Origin of the sequence: Pyxidicoccus caerfyrddinensis (genome assembly GCF_010894405.1) — a bacterium.
Lineage (GTDB): Bacteria > Myxococcota > Myxococcia > Myxococcales > Myxococcaceae > Myxococcus > Myxococcus caerfyrddinensis.
Genome location: NZ_JAAIYA010000001.1, coordinates 265075 through 279904 on the forward strand (window position 1 = coordinate 265075; position 14830 = coordinate 279904).

13 protein-coding genes are annotated in these 14830 nt (G+C 70.8%); 6 read left to right on the forward strand and 7 right to left on the reverse strand.

Annotated features, from left to right (window positions below; translation table 11 throughout):
- Positions 1-13: 13 nt before the first annotated feature.
- The gene (locus tag G4D86_RS00995; protein ID WP_163988391.1) at positions 14-352 is read left to right on the forward strand and encodes a hypothetical protein; all 339 of its coding nucleotides are present in this window, start codon (positions 14-16) and stop codon (positions 350-352) included.
- A gap of 26 nt (positions 353-378) precedes the next feature.
- Positions 379-1437 (forward strand): M12A family metallopeptidase, encoded by a 1059-nt coding sequence (locus G4D86_RS01000; RefSeq protein ID WP_163988393.1) that lies wholly within the window; start codon positions 379-381, stop codon positions 1435-1437.
- 82 nt (positions 1438-1519) lie between these two features.
- Here G4D86_RS01000 and G4D86_RS01005 read toward each other — a convergent pair whose 3' ends face one another.
- Together G4D86_RS01005 and G4D86_RS01010 are read right to left on the reverse strand one after the other, a co-directional pair.
- Positions 1520-2953 (reverse strand): hypothetical protein, encoded by a 1434-nt coding sequence (locus G4D86_RS01005; protein ID WP_163988395.1) that lies wholly within the window; start codon positions 2951-2953, stop codon positions 1520-1522.
- Between the two features lie 127 nt (positions 2954-3080).
- On the reverse strand, positions 3081-4049 hold the full coding sequence (locus tag G4D86_RS01010) for an NAD-dependent epimerase/dehydratase family protein (protein ID WP_163988397.1): 969 nt from the start codon (positions 4047-4049) through the stop codon (positions 3081-3083).
- A gap of 64 nt (positions 4050-4113) precedes the next feature.
- On the opposite strand from G4D86_RS01010, the gene G4D86_RS01015 reads away from it, so the two are divergent.
- Positions 4114-4650, forward strand: coding sequence for an FHA domain-containing protein (locus tag G4D86_RS01015; protein WP_163988399.1), 537 nt, complete (start codon positions 4114-4116; stop codon positions 4648-4650).
- 6 nt (positions 4651-4656) lie between these two features.
- Here G4D86_RS01015 and G4D86_RS01020 read toward each other — a convergent pair whose 3' ends face one another.
- Entirely contained in the window at positions 4657-5187 is a 531-nt protein-coding gene (locus tag G4D86_RS01020; RefSeq protein ID WP_163988401.1) for a hypothetical protein, read from the reverse strand.
- Between the two features lie 558 nt (positions 5188-5745).
- Positions 5746-6627, reverse strand: a complete 882-nt coding sequence (locus G4D86_RS01025; RefSeq protein ID WP_163988403.1) for a class I SAM-dependent methyltransferase — start codon at positions 6625-6627, stop codon at positions 5746-5748.
- A 75-nt stretch (positions 6628-6702) separates the two neighbouring features.
- On the opposite strand from G4D86_RS01025, the gene G4D86_RS01030 reads away from it, so the two are divergent.
- Positions 6703-7113 carry a helix-turn-helix domain-containing protein gene (locus G4D86_RS01030; protein WP_163988405.1) on the forward strand — a complete coding sequence of 137 codons (411 nt, stop codon included), beginning with the start codon at positions 6703-6705 and terminating at the stop codon, positions 7111-7113.
- A gap of 1 nt (position 7114) precedes the next feature.
- Here G4D86_RS01030 and G4D86_RS01035 read toward each other — a convergent pair whose 3' ends face one another.
- The 3 genes from G4D86_RS01035 to G4D86_RS01045 form a co-directional block, all read right to left on the reverse strand.
- A complete protein-coding gene (locus tag G4D86_RS01035) occupies positions 7115-8626 on the reverse strand; it encodes a Y-family DNA polymerase (protein WP_163988407.1) in 1512 nt (503 codons plus the stop codon).
- 8 nt (positions 8627-8634) lie between these two features.
- A complete protein-coding gene (locus G4D86_RS01040) occupies positions 8635-9516 on the reverse strand; it encodes an ImuA family protein (RefSeq protein WP_163988409.1) in 882 nt (293 codons plus the stop codon).
- Between the two features lie 180 nt (positions 9517-9696).
- Positions 9697-10911, reverse strand: a complete 1215-nt coding sequence (locus G4D86_RS01045; RefSeq protein WP_163988411.1) for a vWA domain-containing protein — start codon at positions 10909-10911, stop codon at positions 9697-9699.
- A 262-nt stretch (positions 10912-11173) separates the two neighbouring features.
- Between G4D86_RS01045 and lon the strand changes: the two genes are divergently transcribed.
- Both lon and G4D86_RS01055 read left to right on the forward strand, forming a co-directional pair.
- On the forward strand, positions 11174-13654 hold the full coding sequence (gene lon / locus G4D86_RS01050; protein WP_163988414.1) for an endopeptidase La: 2481 nt from the start codon (positions 11174-11176) through the stop codon (positions 13652-13654).
- 192 nt (positions 13655-13846) lie between these two features.
- Positions 13847-14740, forward strand: coding sequence for an N-acetylmuramoyl-L-alanine amidase family protein (locus tag G4D86_RS01055; RefSeq protein WP_163988416.1), 894 nt, complete (start codon positions 13847-13849; stop codon positions 14738-14740).
- Positions 14741-14830: the final 90 nt, after the last annotated feature.

Genomic DNA, 14830 nt, shown 5'->3' on the forward strand with positions numbered 1-14830 from the left:
CTGGAGAATGATGATGAAGACGTCCCGCCTCGTGCCCGCTCTCGTCCTCGGCCTGACCCTCGCCAGCGTCCCCGCGCTCGCCGACAGCGCGTCCTGCACGCCGTCCAACGTGGCGGTGTTGTCCAACCGCATCCACGTCAAGTGCGCCGCGTCCGTCGCCGGAGGCATCTGGTACTTCGCGCTCTCCACGTCCGACACCGCGCATGCGAACCGGACTCTCAGCCTGCTCAGCACCGCGCTCGCCGGAGGCCGCACGCTGTCCATCGACTACAACCCGTCCACCACCGCCGGCACCAGCATCGGCTGTCAGTCCAATGACTGCCGGTTGATCAACTGGATTGCGATGTGGTGAACCGTACCGGATTCCAGAGGTCACCCATGGAAACCCGACGCGTCTGGTGGGGGCTGTCCGTCCTGGCATGTCTGCTGGGAGCGCTCCCCGCCCAGGCTTCTCTCTACTGGAACCACGGTGTCCGCAGCACCACGCCCAGCGTCTGCTTCGTAGGCGATGCGCTCACCTCGCGCCCCACGCGCGTGCAGCAGGTGCTCGACTACATCCACGACTTCGAGCGCGCCGCCAACATCCGCTTCAACTACCTGGGCACCTGCCCGGCCTCCATCGTCCAGCCCAACGGCAACGACTGGTTCGGCGGCGACATCCGCGTCGTCCTGTCCGGCACCAGCGTGCCCTTCACCGGCATGGTCCCCGGCAACGGCTGCCCGATGTTCCTCGAGGGCGGCGTCTACAACGGCGACAACGACGGCGGTGGCAGCTGGTCCAATGCCCCGAGCGACCTCGTCACGAACCGCGGCTGCCGCTACAACCTGAAGCTCGGTGACGACGCCGACGCCTTCGGCGTGCCCTGGAAGGACCACTCGCTGCACGAGTTCGGCCACGCGATGGGCCTTTCCCACGAGCACGTCCGGGACGACGTGGACTTCGCGACGTGCAACGCCAACGGCTACGGCGGCAGCGCGAGCAGCGGTCACCTCACGCCGTACGACAGGTACTCGGTGATGCACTACCAGTTCCTGGCCTGCGGCATCCACGGCAACTACGGCCACGCCGGCCTGTCCACGTGGGACGAGCTCGCGCTGCACATCCTCTACCCGGAGCCCGTGCGCGTCGCGGAGCTGGTGGGCCGGAGGGTCATCCGCACCACCGAGCCCCTCAACCTGTCCTCCGCCTGGGGCGCGCGCGGCGCCAACCTCTCCGTCGTCGCGTCGTCCTTCTCGTGGACGCTGTCGGGCATCTCGTACAGCTCCTCCAGCAGTCTCTCCACGTGGCTGGGCGCGGGGACGTACACCCTGCAGTTCTCCCACGCGGACTTCCTCGGCCGGACGTACTCGTACTCCGGCACGGTGGAGGTGCTCACGCCCGCGGACTACGCGAAGCAGGTGGTGACGCCCGTGTCCGCGAGCATGCCCCTGCTGTGAGTGAGGACCGGAGGTGTCCTTCCTCGTGAGGGCATCCCTGCACGCGCGGCGGCTCGCGACATCGCGAGCCGCCGCGTCCGCGTCAGGGGCCTCCGAACACGCCCAGCCACACCTCGTTGTTCTTGAGGTGGTCGGCCACGCGGGAGAGGTTGGAGGCCTCGTTGGTGGAGAAGGCGAACACCACGGAGCCCTTGGGCCCGCCGGCCGCAATGAGGACCTGCGTGTCGCGCGGGCCTTCGAGCAGGAGGAGGTCCTGCTGCGTTCCCTGGGCGTCCAGCTTCAGGATGAAGCCCTTGCCATTGTCCTGCGTGCGCCCGCTGTCCAGGTCCAGGTAGCCTGTGTGGCCCGCGAGGCAGTAGTGCGCCTCCCCGCACGGCACCAGCGCGGCGGAGGTCTCGTCCTGGTCCAGGGAGAAGTCGCGGGTGACGGCCTCCTCCACCGGGCGGTCGAACCGGCCGGACGCGAAGAAGAGATTCGTTTCGCGGCTCTTGTCCTCCTGCTGCACGGGCCTGCTCGTGCGGCCGCCAATGGCATAGGCCCCGCCGCCCACCACGAGGCTGGCGAGCTCATCCGCGGTCTCCGTCGGCACCGTCCTCGCGCCCAGCCACGCGCCCGTGGGCTCGAAGCTCGACACGAGGATGCCCCGGCCCTCCGGCCCCTCCGGGAGCTTCCGGAGCGCCTCCACGTACGCGCGCCGGTGGACGCCCAGGAAGGGGGTGGCGACATGGGCCCGGTCCGCCTCGTCCACGGTGAGCCCGAAGCCCGTGAAGGGCGCTCCCATGGCGGACATCTGTTCCCGGGTCGTCGCCTTCAGGATGACGCTCGGCGCCACCACACTCGTCCACTTCGTCTGCAGGCGGTTGTCGAGCCGGAGCAGGCGCAGGCCGTCCATGCCCGCGAGCACGTACACGTCCTCGCCGGAGGGCCGGATGACGAGGACGCCCAGGCCGCGCTCCTCGTCCGTCTCCTGGAGCTTCACCACCCGGCCGTCCGGCAGGCCGTTGAAGGTGAGGCGCTCCTCTGGCGGTACATCGTTGCGGAGCACTCCCTCGGAGATGACCGTGCCGTCCGGGCGGAGGCGGCGCAATTGGATCTCCAGCTGGGACTGCGTCTTCTCCCAGCCGAACACCGTGAGCTCTCCGCTGGGGTGCACGACGAAGTCCTGGATGAACTCCGGCATCGTCAGCTCCCCGAGGAGCTCTCCCCCAGGCCCCACGTGCGTCAGCAGCTTGACGGGTGGATAGTAGAAGCTGTCGACGCCGTGGTCCTGGTACTCGATGCGGCGAAGCCAGGTGGAGCCGTCCGCCTCCACGCCCAGCCCCACCACGTTGCCGCGGAAGGCACAGTCCACCCGGCGCACGCGGGCGCGGGCGTCGAAGGGTGCCCTTGCCTCGAAGCCGGCCTGCGCGTCCCGGGCACAGTCATCGTCCGAGTCCGAGCAGCCCCCGAGCACGGAGACGAGGGCGGCGAGCGTGAGGAAGGAGAGCCGCGAACACGCGGGGCGGAACCGGGCCATGACGTCACTCCAGCTGGGGCGATTCAGGGACGACTGCGAGGAGCACGACACCCGCCGGCCCGGGTGTCCGGGACGCGCGTCCCGGCGGCGCCACTATAAACGGAGCGGGCGCGGGCCGGAGGACGGCTCAGGTGCCGGAGTGTTGGAGGTACCACTCCACCAGCCGCGCCACGCCCTCCTCCACGGACACCCGGGCGCGAAAGCCCGTCTCGCGCTCCAGCGCCGAGGGGTCCGCCCACGTGGCGTCCAGCTCTCCCGGCTGGGCCGGCAGTGGGTTCAGCCTCGCTTCCGTGCCCAGGTGCCGCTCCAGCAGGGCCAGGAAGTCCCGCAGTGCCACCGGCTCGCCCCGGCCCACGTTGAGGAGCCGGTACGGCGGAGCTCCCGAGGGCGGCCGGTCCAACACGCGCACCACGGCCTCCGCCACGTCGTCCACGTGCGTGAAGTCGCGCCGCATCCGGCCCTCGCCATACAGGTCGATGGTGCGGCCCTCGCGCAGGGCCTTGAGGAAGAGCATGGGCGCCATGTCCGGCCGGCCCCACGGCCCGTACACGGTGAAGAAGCGCAGGCCCGTGGTGGGCAGCCCGTGCAGGTGGCTGGCCGTGTGGGCCAGCAGCTCATCCGTGCGCTTGGTGGCCGCGTAGACGCTGAGCGGCCGGTCCGCCGCCGCGTCCTCCCGGAAGGGCACCGGAGTGCCCGCGCCGTACACGGAGCTGGAGGATGCGTACACCAGGTGCCCCACGTCCCGGGCCTGCTCCAGGACGTGGAGGAACCCGGTGACATTCGTGTCCAGGTAGCTGCGAGCGGCCGAGCCCGCTGCCCGCACCCCCACGCGCGCCGCCAGGTGGATCACGCGGTCCGGATGTTCGCGCTCGAACAGGGCCCGCAGCGAGGGCCCGTCCGTCACATCGACTGGGTGGAAGGCGAAGTGCTCGGCACCCGGCAGGCCCTGGAGCCGTGCCAGCCGTGCCTGCTTGAGGGGCACGTCACCGGACGGGTCCAGGTTGTCCACGCCGATGACGGCGTCCCCCCGCGCGAGCAGCCGTGCGCTGACGTGGTGGCCGATGAAACCCGCCGCTCCGGTGACGAGGACCCGCATGCGCCCCCCACGCTCCCACGGAGCGCTTCCCGTCTCCACCGCTTGCACGTAGGGTGGGGGTCGCATGGTGTCCGTGAAACAGCTCCGCCCCTTCGCCGGGGCCCCGCTGGACGCATTCATGGCCGCGTCCGGCCCGGTGGCCCTCATCCAGCCGCCCGCGGCGCTCCTGCAGGCCGCGGCCCTGGGAAGCGCCAGCCACCGCACCGTCGCCATGGCCCACCGCGCGCGCATGGAGGAGCGGCTGCTCGCCATGCTCCGCGACTTCGACAACCTGGAGGTCCACTTCCTCCAGCCCACGGTGGACGGCGAGGAGTTCACCGTGGGTCGCACCGACACGTGTGACCTGGCGGTGCCGGACCCGTCCGTCTCCCAGCACCACGCCACCCTGCGGTGGAACGCCGAGCGCGGCGGCTTCACCGTGCGCGACGCGGAGTCCATGAACGGCACGTGGATCAACGGCGCGCCGCTGGCCTACCGCGCGCAGGTGCCGCTCCATGACGGGGACACGCTGGCCTTCGGCGATGCCCAGTTCCTCTACCTGCGCGCGGAGACGGTTTATGAGCACCTGCGCCTGGCCAGTCCCCGCCCGTCCCAGCGCTGACCGGCTTCAGGGCACGGCGCGCACGGCCTCCATGACGGCCTTGCGCAGGTAGGAGCGCCAGTCCGTCTGCGCCTGGAACATGCCGATATTGACCACGGTGTGTGTCTCGTTGCGCCAGCTCAGCTCGCCGGAGGGCGACACGACGCCCGTGTCCAGCACCACCTGGGCCTGGCCCATCGCGTTGATGGCGGACGCGTCCACCCAGGCGAGCACCACCACCACGGCCGCCTCGGCCTGGTTGTCGCTGATGAGCGCGACCACTTCTTCCGTGGAGGGCGCGGGGGCTGGGGAGATGCGCGTGCCCATCACCTCGAAGCCGCGCTCGCGCAGCACCGCTTCCGTCTGGCTGACGAGCACGGTGCGCGGGTTGCCCTCGCCCATCATGTCCTCGCGGTACGTGGACGCCGGCAGCGAATCCATGCGCGAGCCCACCACCACCACCACCTTGCGGATGGCCCCGGGCGGCCGGACCTGGGGCGCGGCACAGGCGGCGAGCAGGAGAGTCAGGGCAGCGGTGACGTGGAGGGAAACGCGCATGGTTCGGGACCCGGAGGATGGGAGGTGGCTCACCGACTATCATGTAGTCTCCTGAAGCTTGCTTGAGCAAAGGAGGCAGTGTGCAACGGCAGGAGAGAAAGGCCCTGCTGTTCAGCACGCTGCCCTTCAACGCCCGCCTGGGGCCCTTTTGTGGCTGAGGTTTCGTGGGAGCAGGAAGCTGCCTTGGTGGTTGAGGCGCTCAACCTCCTGACCGTGCTGGCGGCACCCCGTCTCTACGCACGATGGTGCAAGCAAGCCCCGCCTGAGGAACTGCGTACAGCGCTCCGAGCCCGCTTGGCGGCGCTCTCGGCTTTCTGCGCGGGAACGTGGGGGAGCCCTGACGCGGAGCGCTTCCGGTCAGCAGCTCCCCAAGTGCAGACGCTCGTCGAATCCCTGTCAGGCGCTCTCCCCGGAAGCCTCATGGAACCCGGATGGAACGTCCAGGCCCGCGAATGCCTGGGCGCGCTCGGTTTCCCTCCGCCGTCAGAAGGATGGGACGCCTTCGAGGGGTGGCGTGCCGACAACGACTGAGATTCAGCCCGCTCTTCTTCATGTGCCTCAGGTACTCGCTACCTCCCGAGGCGCGGCTGACGCAGCCGGCGCCACAGCGCTGACCTTCCAGCAGGCGGCGGTAAAGCGGACTTCAGCTCCGTGCACATAAGGCTCGAAGGCGGCACGGACCGTTTCGATGACCTGCGTGCGAGTCCGGTCGTCCACCTGTTGAAGCATCAGTCCGACGGGACCGAGCCGGGTCAGATAACGGACCAGCTCCTTCTCGGGCAGGGTGCAGGCGACATCGATCGGCCGGATGTCGATGCCGGCCCAGCCGCTCTCCTCCAGGATTGAGGAGACCCGGCGCCGGTCCGCGAAGGCGAACTGCCCCGGCGCCTCCGGTCGGCGGGCAGGGAGGTTTGGCAGGAGCGGCGCCGCGGCACGCTCGGCTGTCGTCATGAACGGAGTTTCCGCGGGACTCCGCCAGGCGATGAACCGGAGCTCGGCGTCGGGCCTTGCGGCACGCCGCAGGTTCGCAAAAGCCCGGACAGGGTCGTCGAAGAACATCACGCCGAAGCGCGAGATGATCATGTCGAAGCTTGCAGGCTCGAATGCGTGGCTCTGCGCGTTGGCGCGGATGAAGCCTGCCGGCGTACCTTCCCGTTCGGCGCGGGCCCGAGCGGCGGCGATCATCGGCTCCGAAATGTCGATGCCGATGCAGCGGCCCTTCGCTCCGAGCCGCCGCGCGGCGGCGAGCGTGGTGCTGCCCGTGCCGCAGCCGACGTCGAGCACCCGCCCTCCGGATTCGGCGGAGACCGCTTCGATGAGCAGGTCTTCGAAGGGTTTGAACATCGAGTCGAGCAACTCCTGCGCGTCGACCCAGGCGCGTCCGGCGAGGCCGTTCCAAAGTTTCGTCTGCTCGTCATCGGGCGGGGGCGTGACATCCATGCGCGTCTCCTTCTGCTTGCCTTCAAGAAGTGGAGCTTGCACTGTGCCACTTCAAGTCAACTTGAGGTCAAGCGCGTGGGAGACCTGGACATCAGCGAGGTGGCGAAGCAGTCCGGCCTGCCAGCCTCGACGCTGCGGTTCTATGAGGAGAAGGGGCTGATCGCCTCCATCGGCAGGCGGGGCCTGCGCCGGCTGTTCAATGCGGGCGTGCTCGAACGGCTGGCGCTGATCGCGATGGGGCGCGCCGCCGGCTTCTCGCTCGACGAAATCGCGCGCATGTTCGCGCCGGACGGGCGGCCGCGCATCGACCGACAGGTGCTCGCGGCCAAGGCGGAGGAGCTGGACAGGACGATCCGCGAGCTGAGCGCCATGCGCGACGGCCTGCGGCACGCCGCTGCCTGTACCGCGCCGAGCCACATGGAATGCCCCACCTTCCGCCGCATCCTGCGGGCCACCGCGTCTGGACGCGTGGGAGCGCGGAAGTAGGTCAGTCGAACAACCCCTGCAGATAGAACCGGCCGTCCCGTCCATCCCGGAACACCCACGCCGGGCCCAGCCCCTCGAAGTGCACCCGGTAGTAGTCCCGCTGGTAGGGCACGTCGGCCCACCACTCTCCGCCCAGCCGCTCCGGGCCCGCCAGCGCCGTCACCCGGTGCCGCTTCCCGCCCAGCCGCGCCGCCAGCAGCCGCCCCGACTCCGCCACCTCTGCATCCAGGCACGCCGGCGCCGCCAACAGCCGTGACGGCCGCTCCCGCCCCACACCCGCCGCCACATCCGCGCGCGCCCCCGCCTCCAACCCTTCCGCCGCCAGCCCCCGCCTGCGCTCCGGCGGGTGGAAGCCCCGCGCTCCATGCGCCGCCTCCGGCCGGTGCACCGCCTCCAGCCCCGCCGCGAAGAGTGAGTGCTCGCCCAGCGTCGTCACCAGCCGCGACAGCACCACCTCCAGCGCCGCGTCCCCTTCCGGAGCGTCCCCCAGCGCGAGCTGCTGCCCCCGGTCCTCGGAGTGCTCGTCCACCCGCGCGGACACCTCCGCCACCGGGTTCTCCAGCTTCAACTCCTCCAGCCGGTGCCGCGCCAGGTCCAGCAGCAGCTTCGCCTGCGCAGTGGGCCGCGCCAGCGTCAGCGGCACCCGCGCCTGCCCCCGCGGGTCCAGCTTCATGGAGAAGGTGAGCCGCACCGCCGCCCGCCGCCGCCCGGACAGCCGCGCCCCCAGCCGGTCCGTCAGCGTCTTCAGCGCGAAGCGCAGCGGCTCGAAGGACTCCGCGGGGAAGTCCAGCACCACCCGCTCCTCCAGCACCTCGTCCAGCACCGCCGCGACGAAGGGCGTGTCGTCCTCCCCCCTGCAGCGCGCATGCACCCGCGCCCCGGCCACCCCGCCGCGCGCCGCCACCGCTCCCGCGGGCAGCACCGCCACCTCTCCCAGCGTCGTCAGGCCCAGCGAGGAGAAGGCCGCGCCCTCCCCTCCCTCCAGCGCCGCCAGCGGCAGCGGGGCCAGCGCCCGGGCCCCTCCCCCCTCCGGCACCACCTCCACCCGCCGCGCCCCGTGGCGCGCCAGCGCCCGCGACGTGAAGGCCTCCGAGGCCACCACCGCGTGCCCCCGGTAGCCCAGCTCCGCGCACCGCTCCAGCGCCAGCACCGCCAGGGGCTCCTCGCCCCCCACCAGGTGCGCCGCCCCCGCGTCCAGCCACAAGCCCTCCGGCGGGGACAATTGGAAGCCCGGCGCCAGCGCCATCAGCGCCTCGCCCAGCACCGTCAGCGCTCGCGCCTCGTCCTCCGGGCGGTAGGGGAAGTGCCGCAGCACCGGCTCCAGCGCCGTCGCCGCCGTCAGCGTCATCCCCGGGCGCACCCCGGCCTTCAGCGCCGTGGTGGACGCGAAGGCCACGCGCCGCTGGCCGCGCACCTCCTCCACCAGCGCGAAGGGCCGGCCCGCCAGCTCCGGCAGCTCCAGCACCTTTCGCTGCACCGGGAAGCGCGTGAAGTGCAGATAGGCCCTGCGCATGGCCCCGCTCAGCCCGCCACGCCGGCCGCGTCCAGGCCCTCGCGCAGGGACGGCATGGGCGCGTCACGGCCGGGCCGCTGGCCGAGGATTCCGCAGCCGTTGCGCAGCGCCCCGGCCTGGTCGCGCAGGAAGTCCGGCGTGGCGTCCGCCCCGGCCTCCGCCACGTCCAGCACCCGGCCGCCGTCCTCCAGCCCCAGCTCCGGGTACAGCACGCTCCACGGCAGCTCCGCCCGCGTCCCCGTGCCCCCCTGCCGGCTGCGCACGACCTCCACCGACCAGCCCTTCCCGTCGCGCGCCTCCGTGCGAAGCCGCGTCATCCCGTCCGCCGGCGCCTCCGGCGAGGTGAGCAGCAGCAGCAGCCCGCCCCCGCGCTCCGCCGCGTCCGCCAGCTTGCGCGCCTCCGCCAAAGAGACCCGTGGCGTCCTCCCCGCCGAGCCCACCCCTCGCGTCAGGTCCAACACCACGCAGGCAAAGGCCCCGCTGCGGGCGAGCTGCACCGCCGCCCATACCCGCTGCTCGGGCGCCTGGGGCCGGACGATGAGCAGCCGCTCCAGGTCCACGCCCAGCGCCGCCGCCGCGGGCGGATACAGCTCACGCGGGCCATCCACCCACGCGCACAGCCGCTCCTCGTGGTGCGCCGCCGCCACCGCGCGCAGCGCCAGGCTGGTGCGCCCCGAGGCCGCCTCGCCGCACAGCTCCACCGCCTGCCCCAGCGGAAAGCCGCCCGCGGGCAGCAGCGCGTCCACCGCTTCCATCCCGGTGCGCAGCACCGCCAGGTAGCGCCGGGGCGCCGCCTGGAGCTGGCGGATCTTCTCCCGCAGCTGCTCGACCACCGAGCCCGACGAGCCCGTCGCCCCCGCCTCCCCACGCTGCTCCACCGCCGCGCGCATCTCGCCTCCTCGCCAGAAACCCTGAGCCCGAACGATCGTCTGGACGCTCGTTCAGTATGCTCGTGGGTCTGACATGCGCCGCACAGGACGCAGGGCGATGGGGCGGCGGATCAGACCTGACAGCTCGGATCCGCGGGGACGACGTGAGAGATCTCCAGGGTCTGCGCGAGCGCCAGGCCGCTAGCCCGCGCAGATCACCTTCACTTCCACCTTCGTGTCGTCCGCGCGGCGCAGGCACGTGCCCAGGAAGTACAGGCGCGCGGAGCGCTCCTCACCCGAGGGCTCGTAGCGCAGGTCGCCCGCCGCCACCGAGCAGGTCTCCACCGTGCCGTCCGCGCGCGTGAGCTCCACCTTCGCCAGCCGAGCGTCCGGCAGGTTCACCACGTCGATGCTCTGCGCCACCGTGGCCAGCTCCGCGATGCTCAGCAGCGTGTCCCGGTAGCCCTCCTTGCAGATGGAGTCGAGGTTGCGCAGGTCCTGGTCGAACTTCTCCGCCAGGGCCCGCTGCCGGAAGCCCGGGCCGTTCGACGTCGGGCAGTCGACGTTGCGCACGAACGTGCCGTTGCTCGTGACGTCCTGAACCAGGCCGGCCCGCTTGTCGGACAGCGCCACCGGGCCAATGGTGGCCCACAGCACCTCGCGGGAGGCACCCGTCGAATCATGCAGGCGCTGGAAGAGGGAGAAGTACTCGTCCACCGACGTCAGCTTGTCCCCCTGCTCCGTGCAGTGGTCCACCGAGGTGTCCCCGGTGAGCACCACGGGCGGCGGGCGCGCGGTGGAGCTGCAGTCCTCTTCGTCTGACACCACCACGACGAGCAGCCGCGCGCCATCGCGCAGGAAGCCCGCGTTGCCGCCCTCGGAGAGGGCCTTCGTCGCCAGCGGCTCCGACACCGCCAGGTTCACCGCCTCGAAGGGGGACTCCTGCCCGCTGCCGTCCGTGCCCTGCTCCACCAGCCGGCGGAACTTCTCCACCAGGAACGGGTCCGAGCCCTCGATGAAGCGCTCGTCCGTCGCCTGCCCCGAGGCGTCCGGCACGGGCTGCAGGCGGCCGGACTGGTCCTCGTAGTACCGGACCTGGTCCTCCCCCTGGAACAGCACGCGCCGATAGACGGACGTGGTGATGACGCCCACACGGAAGTCCTGGGCGATGCCGCCGCCCTCCTTGAGGGCCTCCACGAAGGCGGGCAGCTCCCGGGCGATGCCCTCCTGCTCCTCCGCCATGGAGGACGAGTTGTCGATGACGAAGAGGATGTCCGTCTTCTGCGGGGAGACGACCGGGGACTCGGCCTCGCATTTCCCTGGCAGGGTGGAGCCCGGGTCATCGACGGGCGACTTGCACGCCACCCCCCACAGGGCGGCCATCAGCAGCAGGGTTGCACGGGTGCGGAGCTTCATGGGGGTCTCCGGGGGGACGGCGCACCCTGGCGGCGCGCCGCATCAAGCTGGGGGGGCAAGCATGCCCCACCCCGTCCAAGGACGCGAGACTTCAGAGGATCGTCGGGCATCCGACGAGGGAGTGGAAAAACGCACATCGCGTTTGCCAGGGGCGTTTTGGTTGTTACGTTGGTTCATCTGCCGCAGACAACTGACAGATGTTCACCGGTTCGGTCGCTTGCCGACCGGGCTTGAGCAAGAACGAGAGAAGAGGCCGAACTTCATGTCCGACGAGAAGAAGAAGGGCTCCTCCGCGAGCGCCATGCCCACCGCGATGGCACCGCCGGGGCTCATCAACAAGGAAGACATTCCGCAGGTGCTGCCCATCCTGCCGCTGCGCAACAGCGTCTTCTTCCCGGGCGGTGTCCTTCCGCTGGCCGTCGGCCGCCAGAAGACCATTGCCCTCATCAAGGACGCGGTGCGCGACGACCAAGTCATCGGCGTCGTCACGCAGCGCCGCGCCGAGGAGGAGGACCCGGGCGCGTCCGACCTCTACACCATGGGCACCGTCGCCCGCATCGTGAAGCTCCTGAAGATGGGCGAGGACAACTACTCGCTCGTCGTCCAGGGCCTTGCCCGCTTCCGCGTGGTGGAGCTGGTCCAGGAGGCGCCCTACCTGAAGGCCCGCGTCGACGCCGTCGAGGACAAGACCTCGTCGGAGAACGTCGAAGTCGAGGCCCTGGGCATCAACCTCAAGAAGCTGGCGCGCGAGGTCATCGAGCTGATGCCCGAGCTGCCGGCCGCCGCCACCGAGCTGGTGGAGAGCATCACCCACCCCGGCCACCTGGCGGACCTCATCGCCGCCAACGTGGACGTGCCCATCGAGGAGAAGCAGGCCGTCCTCGAGACGGTGGACCTCAAGGCGCGGATGAAGCTCGTCCTCGAGCTGCTCAACCGCAAGCGTGAGATCCTCAAGCTCTCCAACAAGATCGACTCCGCCGTGAAGGGCGAGATGTCGAAGACCCAGCGCGAGTACTACCTGCGCCAGCAGCTCAAGGCGATCAAGGAAGAGCTCGGGGAGATGGGCGAGGAGGAGGAGGAGCTCGACGAGCTGCAGGAGCGCCTGAAGAAGGCCGGCCTGCCGCCCGACGTGGAGAAGGTGGCCCAGAAGGAGCTCAACCGCCTGAAGACCATTCCGGCGGCCTCCAGCGAGTACACCGTCTCGCGCACCTACCTCGACTGGATTGCCGACCTGCCGTGGTCGAAGATCTCCGAGGACAACCTCGACATCGAGAACGCGCGCCAGCAGCTCGACAAGGACCACTTCGGCATCAAGAAGGTGAAGAAGCGCATCCTGGAGTACCTGGCCGTCCGCAAGCTGAAGAACGACATGCGTGGTCCCATCCTCTGCCTCGTGGGTCCCCCGGGCGTCGGCAAGACGTCGCTGGGCCAGAGCGTGGCGAAGGCCACGGGCCGCAAGTTCGTGCGCCTGTCCCTGGGCGGCGTGCGTGACGAGGCGGAGATCCGCGGCCACCGGCGTACCTACGTCGGCGCGCTGCCCGGCCGCTTCATCCAGAGCATGAAGAAGGCCGGCACCAAGAACCCGGTGATGATGCTCGACGAGATCGACAAGCTCGGCGCGGACTTCCGCGGCGACCCGAGCGCGGCGCTCCTCGAGGTGCTGGACCCGGAGCAGAACAACTCGTTCAGCGACCACTACCTCGACGTGGCCTTCGACCTGTCCAAGGTCATGTTCGTCGCCACGGCGAATCAGCTCGACCCCATCCCCGGGCCGCTCCGCGACCGCATGGAGATCATCGAGCTGACGGGCTACACCTTCGAGGAGAAGCAGAACATCGCCCGCATCCACTTGGTGCCCAAGCAGCTCAGGGAGCACGGGCTGAGCACGGACCACATCGAGATCACCGATGAGGCGCTGCTGACGCTGACTACCTCGTACACGCGAGAGGCCGGCGTGCGTAACCTCGAGCGCCGCATCGCGGACATCTGCCGCGCGGTGGCGGTGGAGGTGGCCGGCGGGAAGATGGACAAGCAGACCATCAACTCCGACCGCGTGAAGGAGATCCTCGGGCCCGAGATGTTCTACTCGGAAGTCGCCGAGCGGACCGAGGTGCCGGGTGTGGCCACGGGCCTGGCCTGGACGGCTGCGGGTGGCGACCTGCTCTTCATCGAGGCGACGAAGATGGCGGGCAAGGGCGGCATGACGCTCACCGGCCAGCTCGGCGACGTGATGAAGGAGAGCGCCACGGCGGCGCTGAGCTACCTGCGCAGCAAGGCGGAGCAGCTCGGCATCAGCCCGAACTTCCTCGAGAAGACGGACCTGCACCTGCACTTCCCGGCGGGCTCCATTCCGAAGGACGGTCCTTCGGCGGGCGTCACCATCCTCACCGCGCTCACCAGCCTGCTGACGGGCATCCGGGTGCGGCACGACACGGCGATGACGGGCGAGGCCACGCTGCGTGGCCTGGTTCTGCCGGTGGGTGGCATCAAGGAGAAGGTGCTGGCGGCGCACCGGGCGGGCATCAAGCGGGTCATCCTGCCCGAGCGGTGCCGCAAGGACCTCATCGACGTGCCGGACCAGGCGCGCAACGAGCTGGAGTTCATCTTCGTCACGCACATGGACGAGGTGCTCAAGGCCGCCCTGGAGACCATGCCGGTCGGCCTCGCCCCCAGCGGCGGCGGCGAGCCGGGCAAGGAGGCCCCGCTGGCTCAGAAGACGGCGGAGCCCGAGGTTCGCGCCTAGCGCACGGCCTCACGGCCGGTAGGAAGTGACACGGGCAGGTTCCCTCACGGGGACCTGCCCGTTGTCTTTGCGGGCGGGCGCCGTTCTCGTGGCCTCCGGCCGGGCAGGCGCAGGCCGGGGCTGCCCTTCCGTCGAGTCCCGCGCCAGGGGACACTGGGGAACGGCGCTCCGTCCCCGGGCGTCACACCCGCCATGCTGAAAGCCACCTCCCTGCTCGGACTGTGCGCCGCCCTGCTCTCCGCGCCCGTGCTCGCGTCGGAGGCGGTGGCACCGTCCTCCGTCCCCTCGGCGGACGGGGCGAGCACTACGGCGTCATCCCCCGCGTGGCCCGCTCCGGGCGCGCCGCTCACCGTGGCTGCAGTGCGCTTCCCCGAGGGCTTCGGAAAGCGGCGCATCTACCTGGACGCGGGGCACGGCGCGGTGGGGAACACGGGCAACCGCTCCGTGACGTGCGAGGACGAGGAGGCCTTCACCCTGCGCGTGGCGGAGGACCTGGCGGGGCGGCTGGAGGCCACCGGCCACTTCCGGGTGCGCCTGAGCCGCAAGCCGGGCGAGCGCGTCCCCTACCCGTCCCGTCTCAACGCCGCGCGGAGCTGGAATGCGCACGCGCTGCTGAGCCTGCACTCGGATGCGCGGGGCATGGCCCTGCCCTGGGAGCCCGCGCCGGGACAGCAATGCTACCGGCAGGACGCGTCCCCGGGGTTCAGCGTGCTGTGGTCCGAGGAGGCCAACACGCCCCTGCAAGCCCGGCGGGCCCTGCTGGCCCGCGCGCTGGCCCGGAGCCTGGGACGCGCCGGCTTCCGCTCCTACGACGGCGTGGACTACACGGGACTCTACGCCCCCGATGCCGCACAGCCCGGCGTCTTCGTCGCGCGCCCGAACGAGCCCACGCATCGGCGCATCTTCGTGCTGCGCAGGCCGACCATCCCCTCCGTCATCATCGAGACGCACCACGCGCTCGACTTCGAGGAGGCCGCGCGCTGGCGCGAGGAGCGCACCCTGGAGGCGTTCTCCGCCGCCGTGGCCCAGGGGCTCGTGGATGCGCTCGCGCCGGCTCCAGGCCCCACCGCGGCGGCCCAGCCCTGAGCAGGCCCCGTCTCCGGTGATGCCTCCGCCCGGCGCCGTGGGCGGACGCGGCCCGCGTCCTTGTCGGGCTGCTCCATCGTCCACGAGCAA

What these genes read in the sequence shown, in the direction of transcription:
- G4D86_RS00995 (WP_163988391.1), top strand. Translation starts at nt 14, where the DNA reads ATGAAGACGTCCCGCCTCGTGCCCGCTCTCGTCCTCGGCCTGACCCTC.
- G4D86_RS01000 (WP_163988393.1), top strand. Translation starts at nt 379, where the DNA reads ATGGAAACCCGACGCGTCTGGTGGGGGCTGTCCGTCCTGGCATGTCTG.
- G4D86_RS01005 (WP_163988395.1), bottom strand. Translation starts at nt 2,953, where the DNA reads ATGGCCCGGTTCCGCCCCGCGTGTTCGCGGCTCTCCTTCCTCACGCTC.
- G4D86_RS01010 (WP_163988397.1), bottom strand. Translation starts at nt 4,049, where the DNA reads ATGCGGGTCCTCGTCACCGGAGCGGCGGGTTTCATCGGCCACCACGTC.
- G4D86_RS01015 (WP_163988399.1), top strand. Translation starts at nt 4,114, where the DNA reads ATGGTGTCCGTGAAACAGCTCCGCCCCTTCGCCGGGGCCCCGCTGGAC.
- G4D86_RS01020 (WP_163988401.1), bottom strand. Translation starts at nt 5,187, where the DNA reads ATGCGCGTTTCCCTCCACGTCACCGCTGCCCTGACTCTCCTGCTCGCC.
- G4D86_RS01025 (WP_163988403.1), bottom strand. Translation starts at nt 6,627, where the DNA reads ATGGATGTCACGCCCCCGCCCGATGACGAGCAGACGAAACTTTGGAAC.
- G4D86_RS01035 (WP_163988407.1), bottom strand. Translation starts at nt 8,626, where the DNA reads ATGCGCAGGGCCTATCTGCACTTCACGCGCTTCCCGGTGCAGCGAAAG.
- G4D86_RS01040 (WP_163988409.1), bottom strand. Translation starts at nt 9,516, where the DNA reads ATGCGCGCGGCGGTGGAGCAGCGTGGGGAGGCGGGGGCGACGGGCTCG.
- G4D86_RS01045 (WP_163988411.1), bottom strand. Translation starts at nt 10,911, where the DNA reads ATGAAGCTCCGCACCCGTGCAACCCTGCTGCTGATGGCCGCCCTGTGG.
- lon (WP_163988414.1), top strand. Translation starts at nt 11,174, where the DNA reads ATGTCCGACGAGAAGAAGAAGGGCTCCTCCGCGAGCGCCATGCCCACC.
- G4D86_RS01055 (WP_163988416.1), top strand. Translation starts at nt 13,847, where the DNA reads ATGCTGAAAGCCACCTCCCTGCTCGGACTGTGCGCCGCCCTGCTCTCC.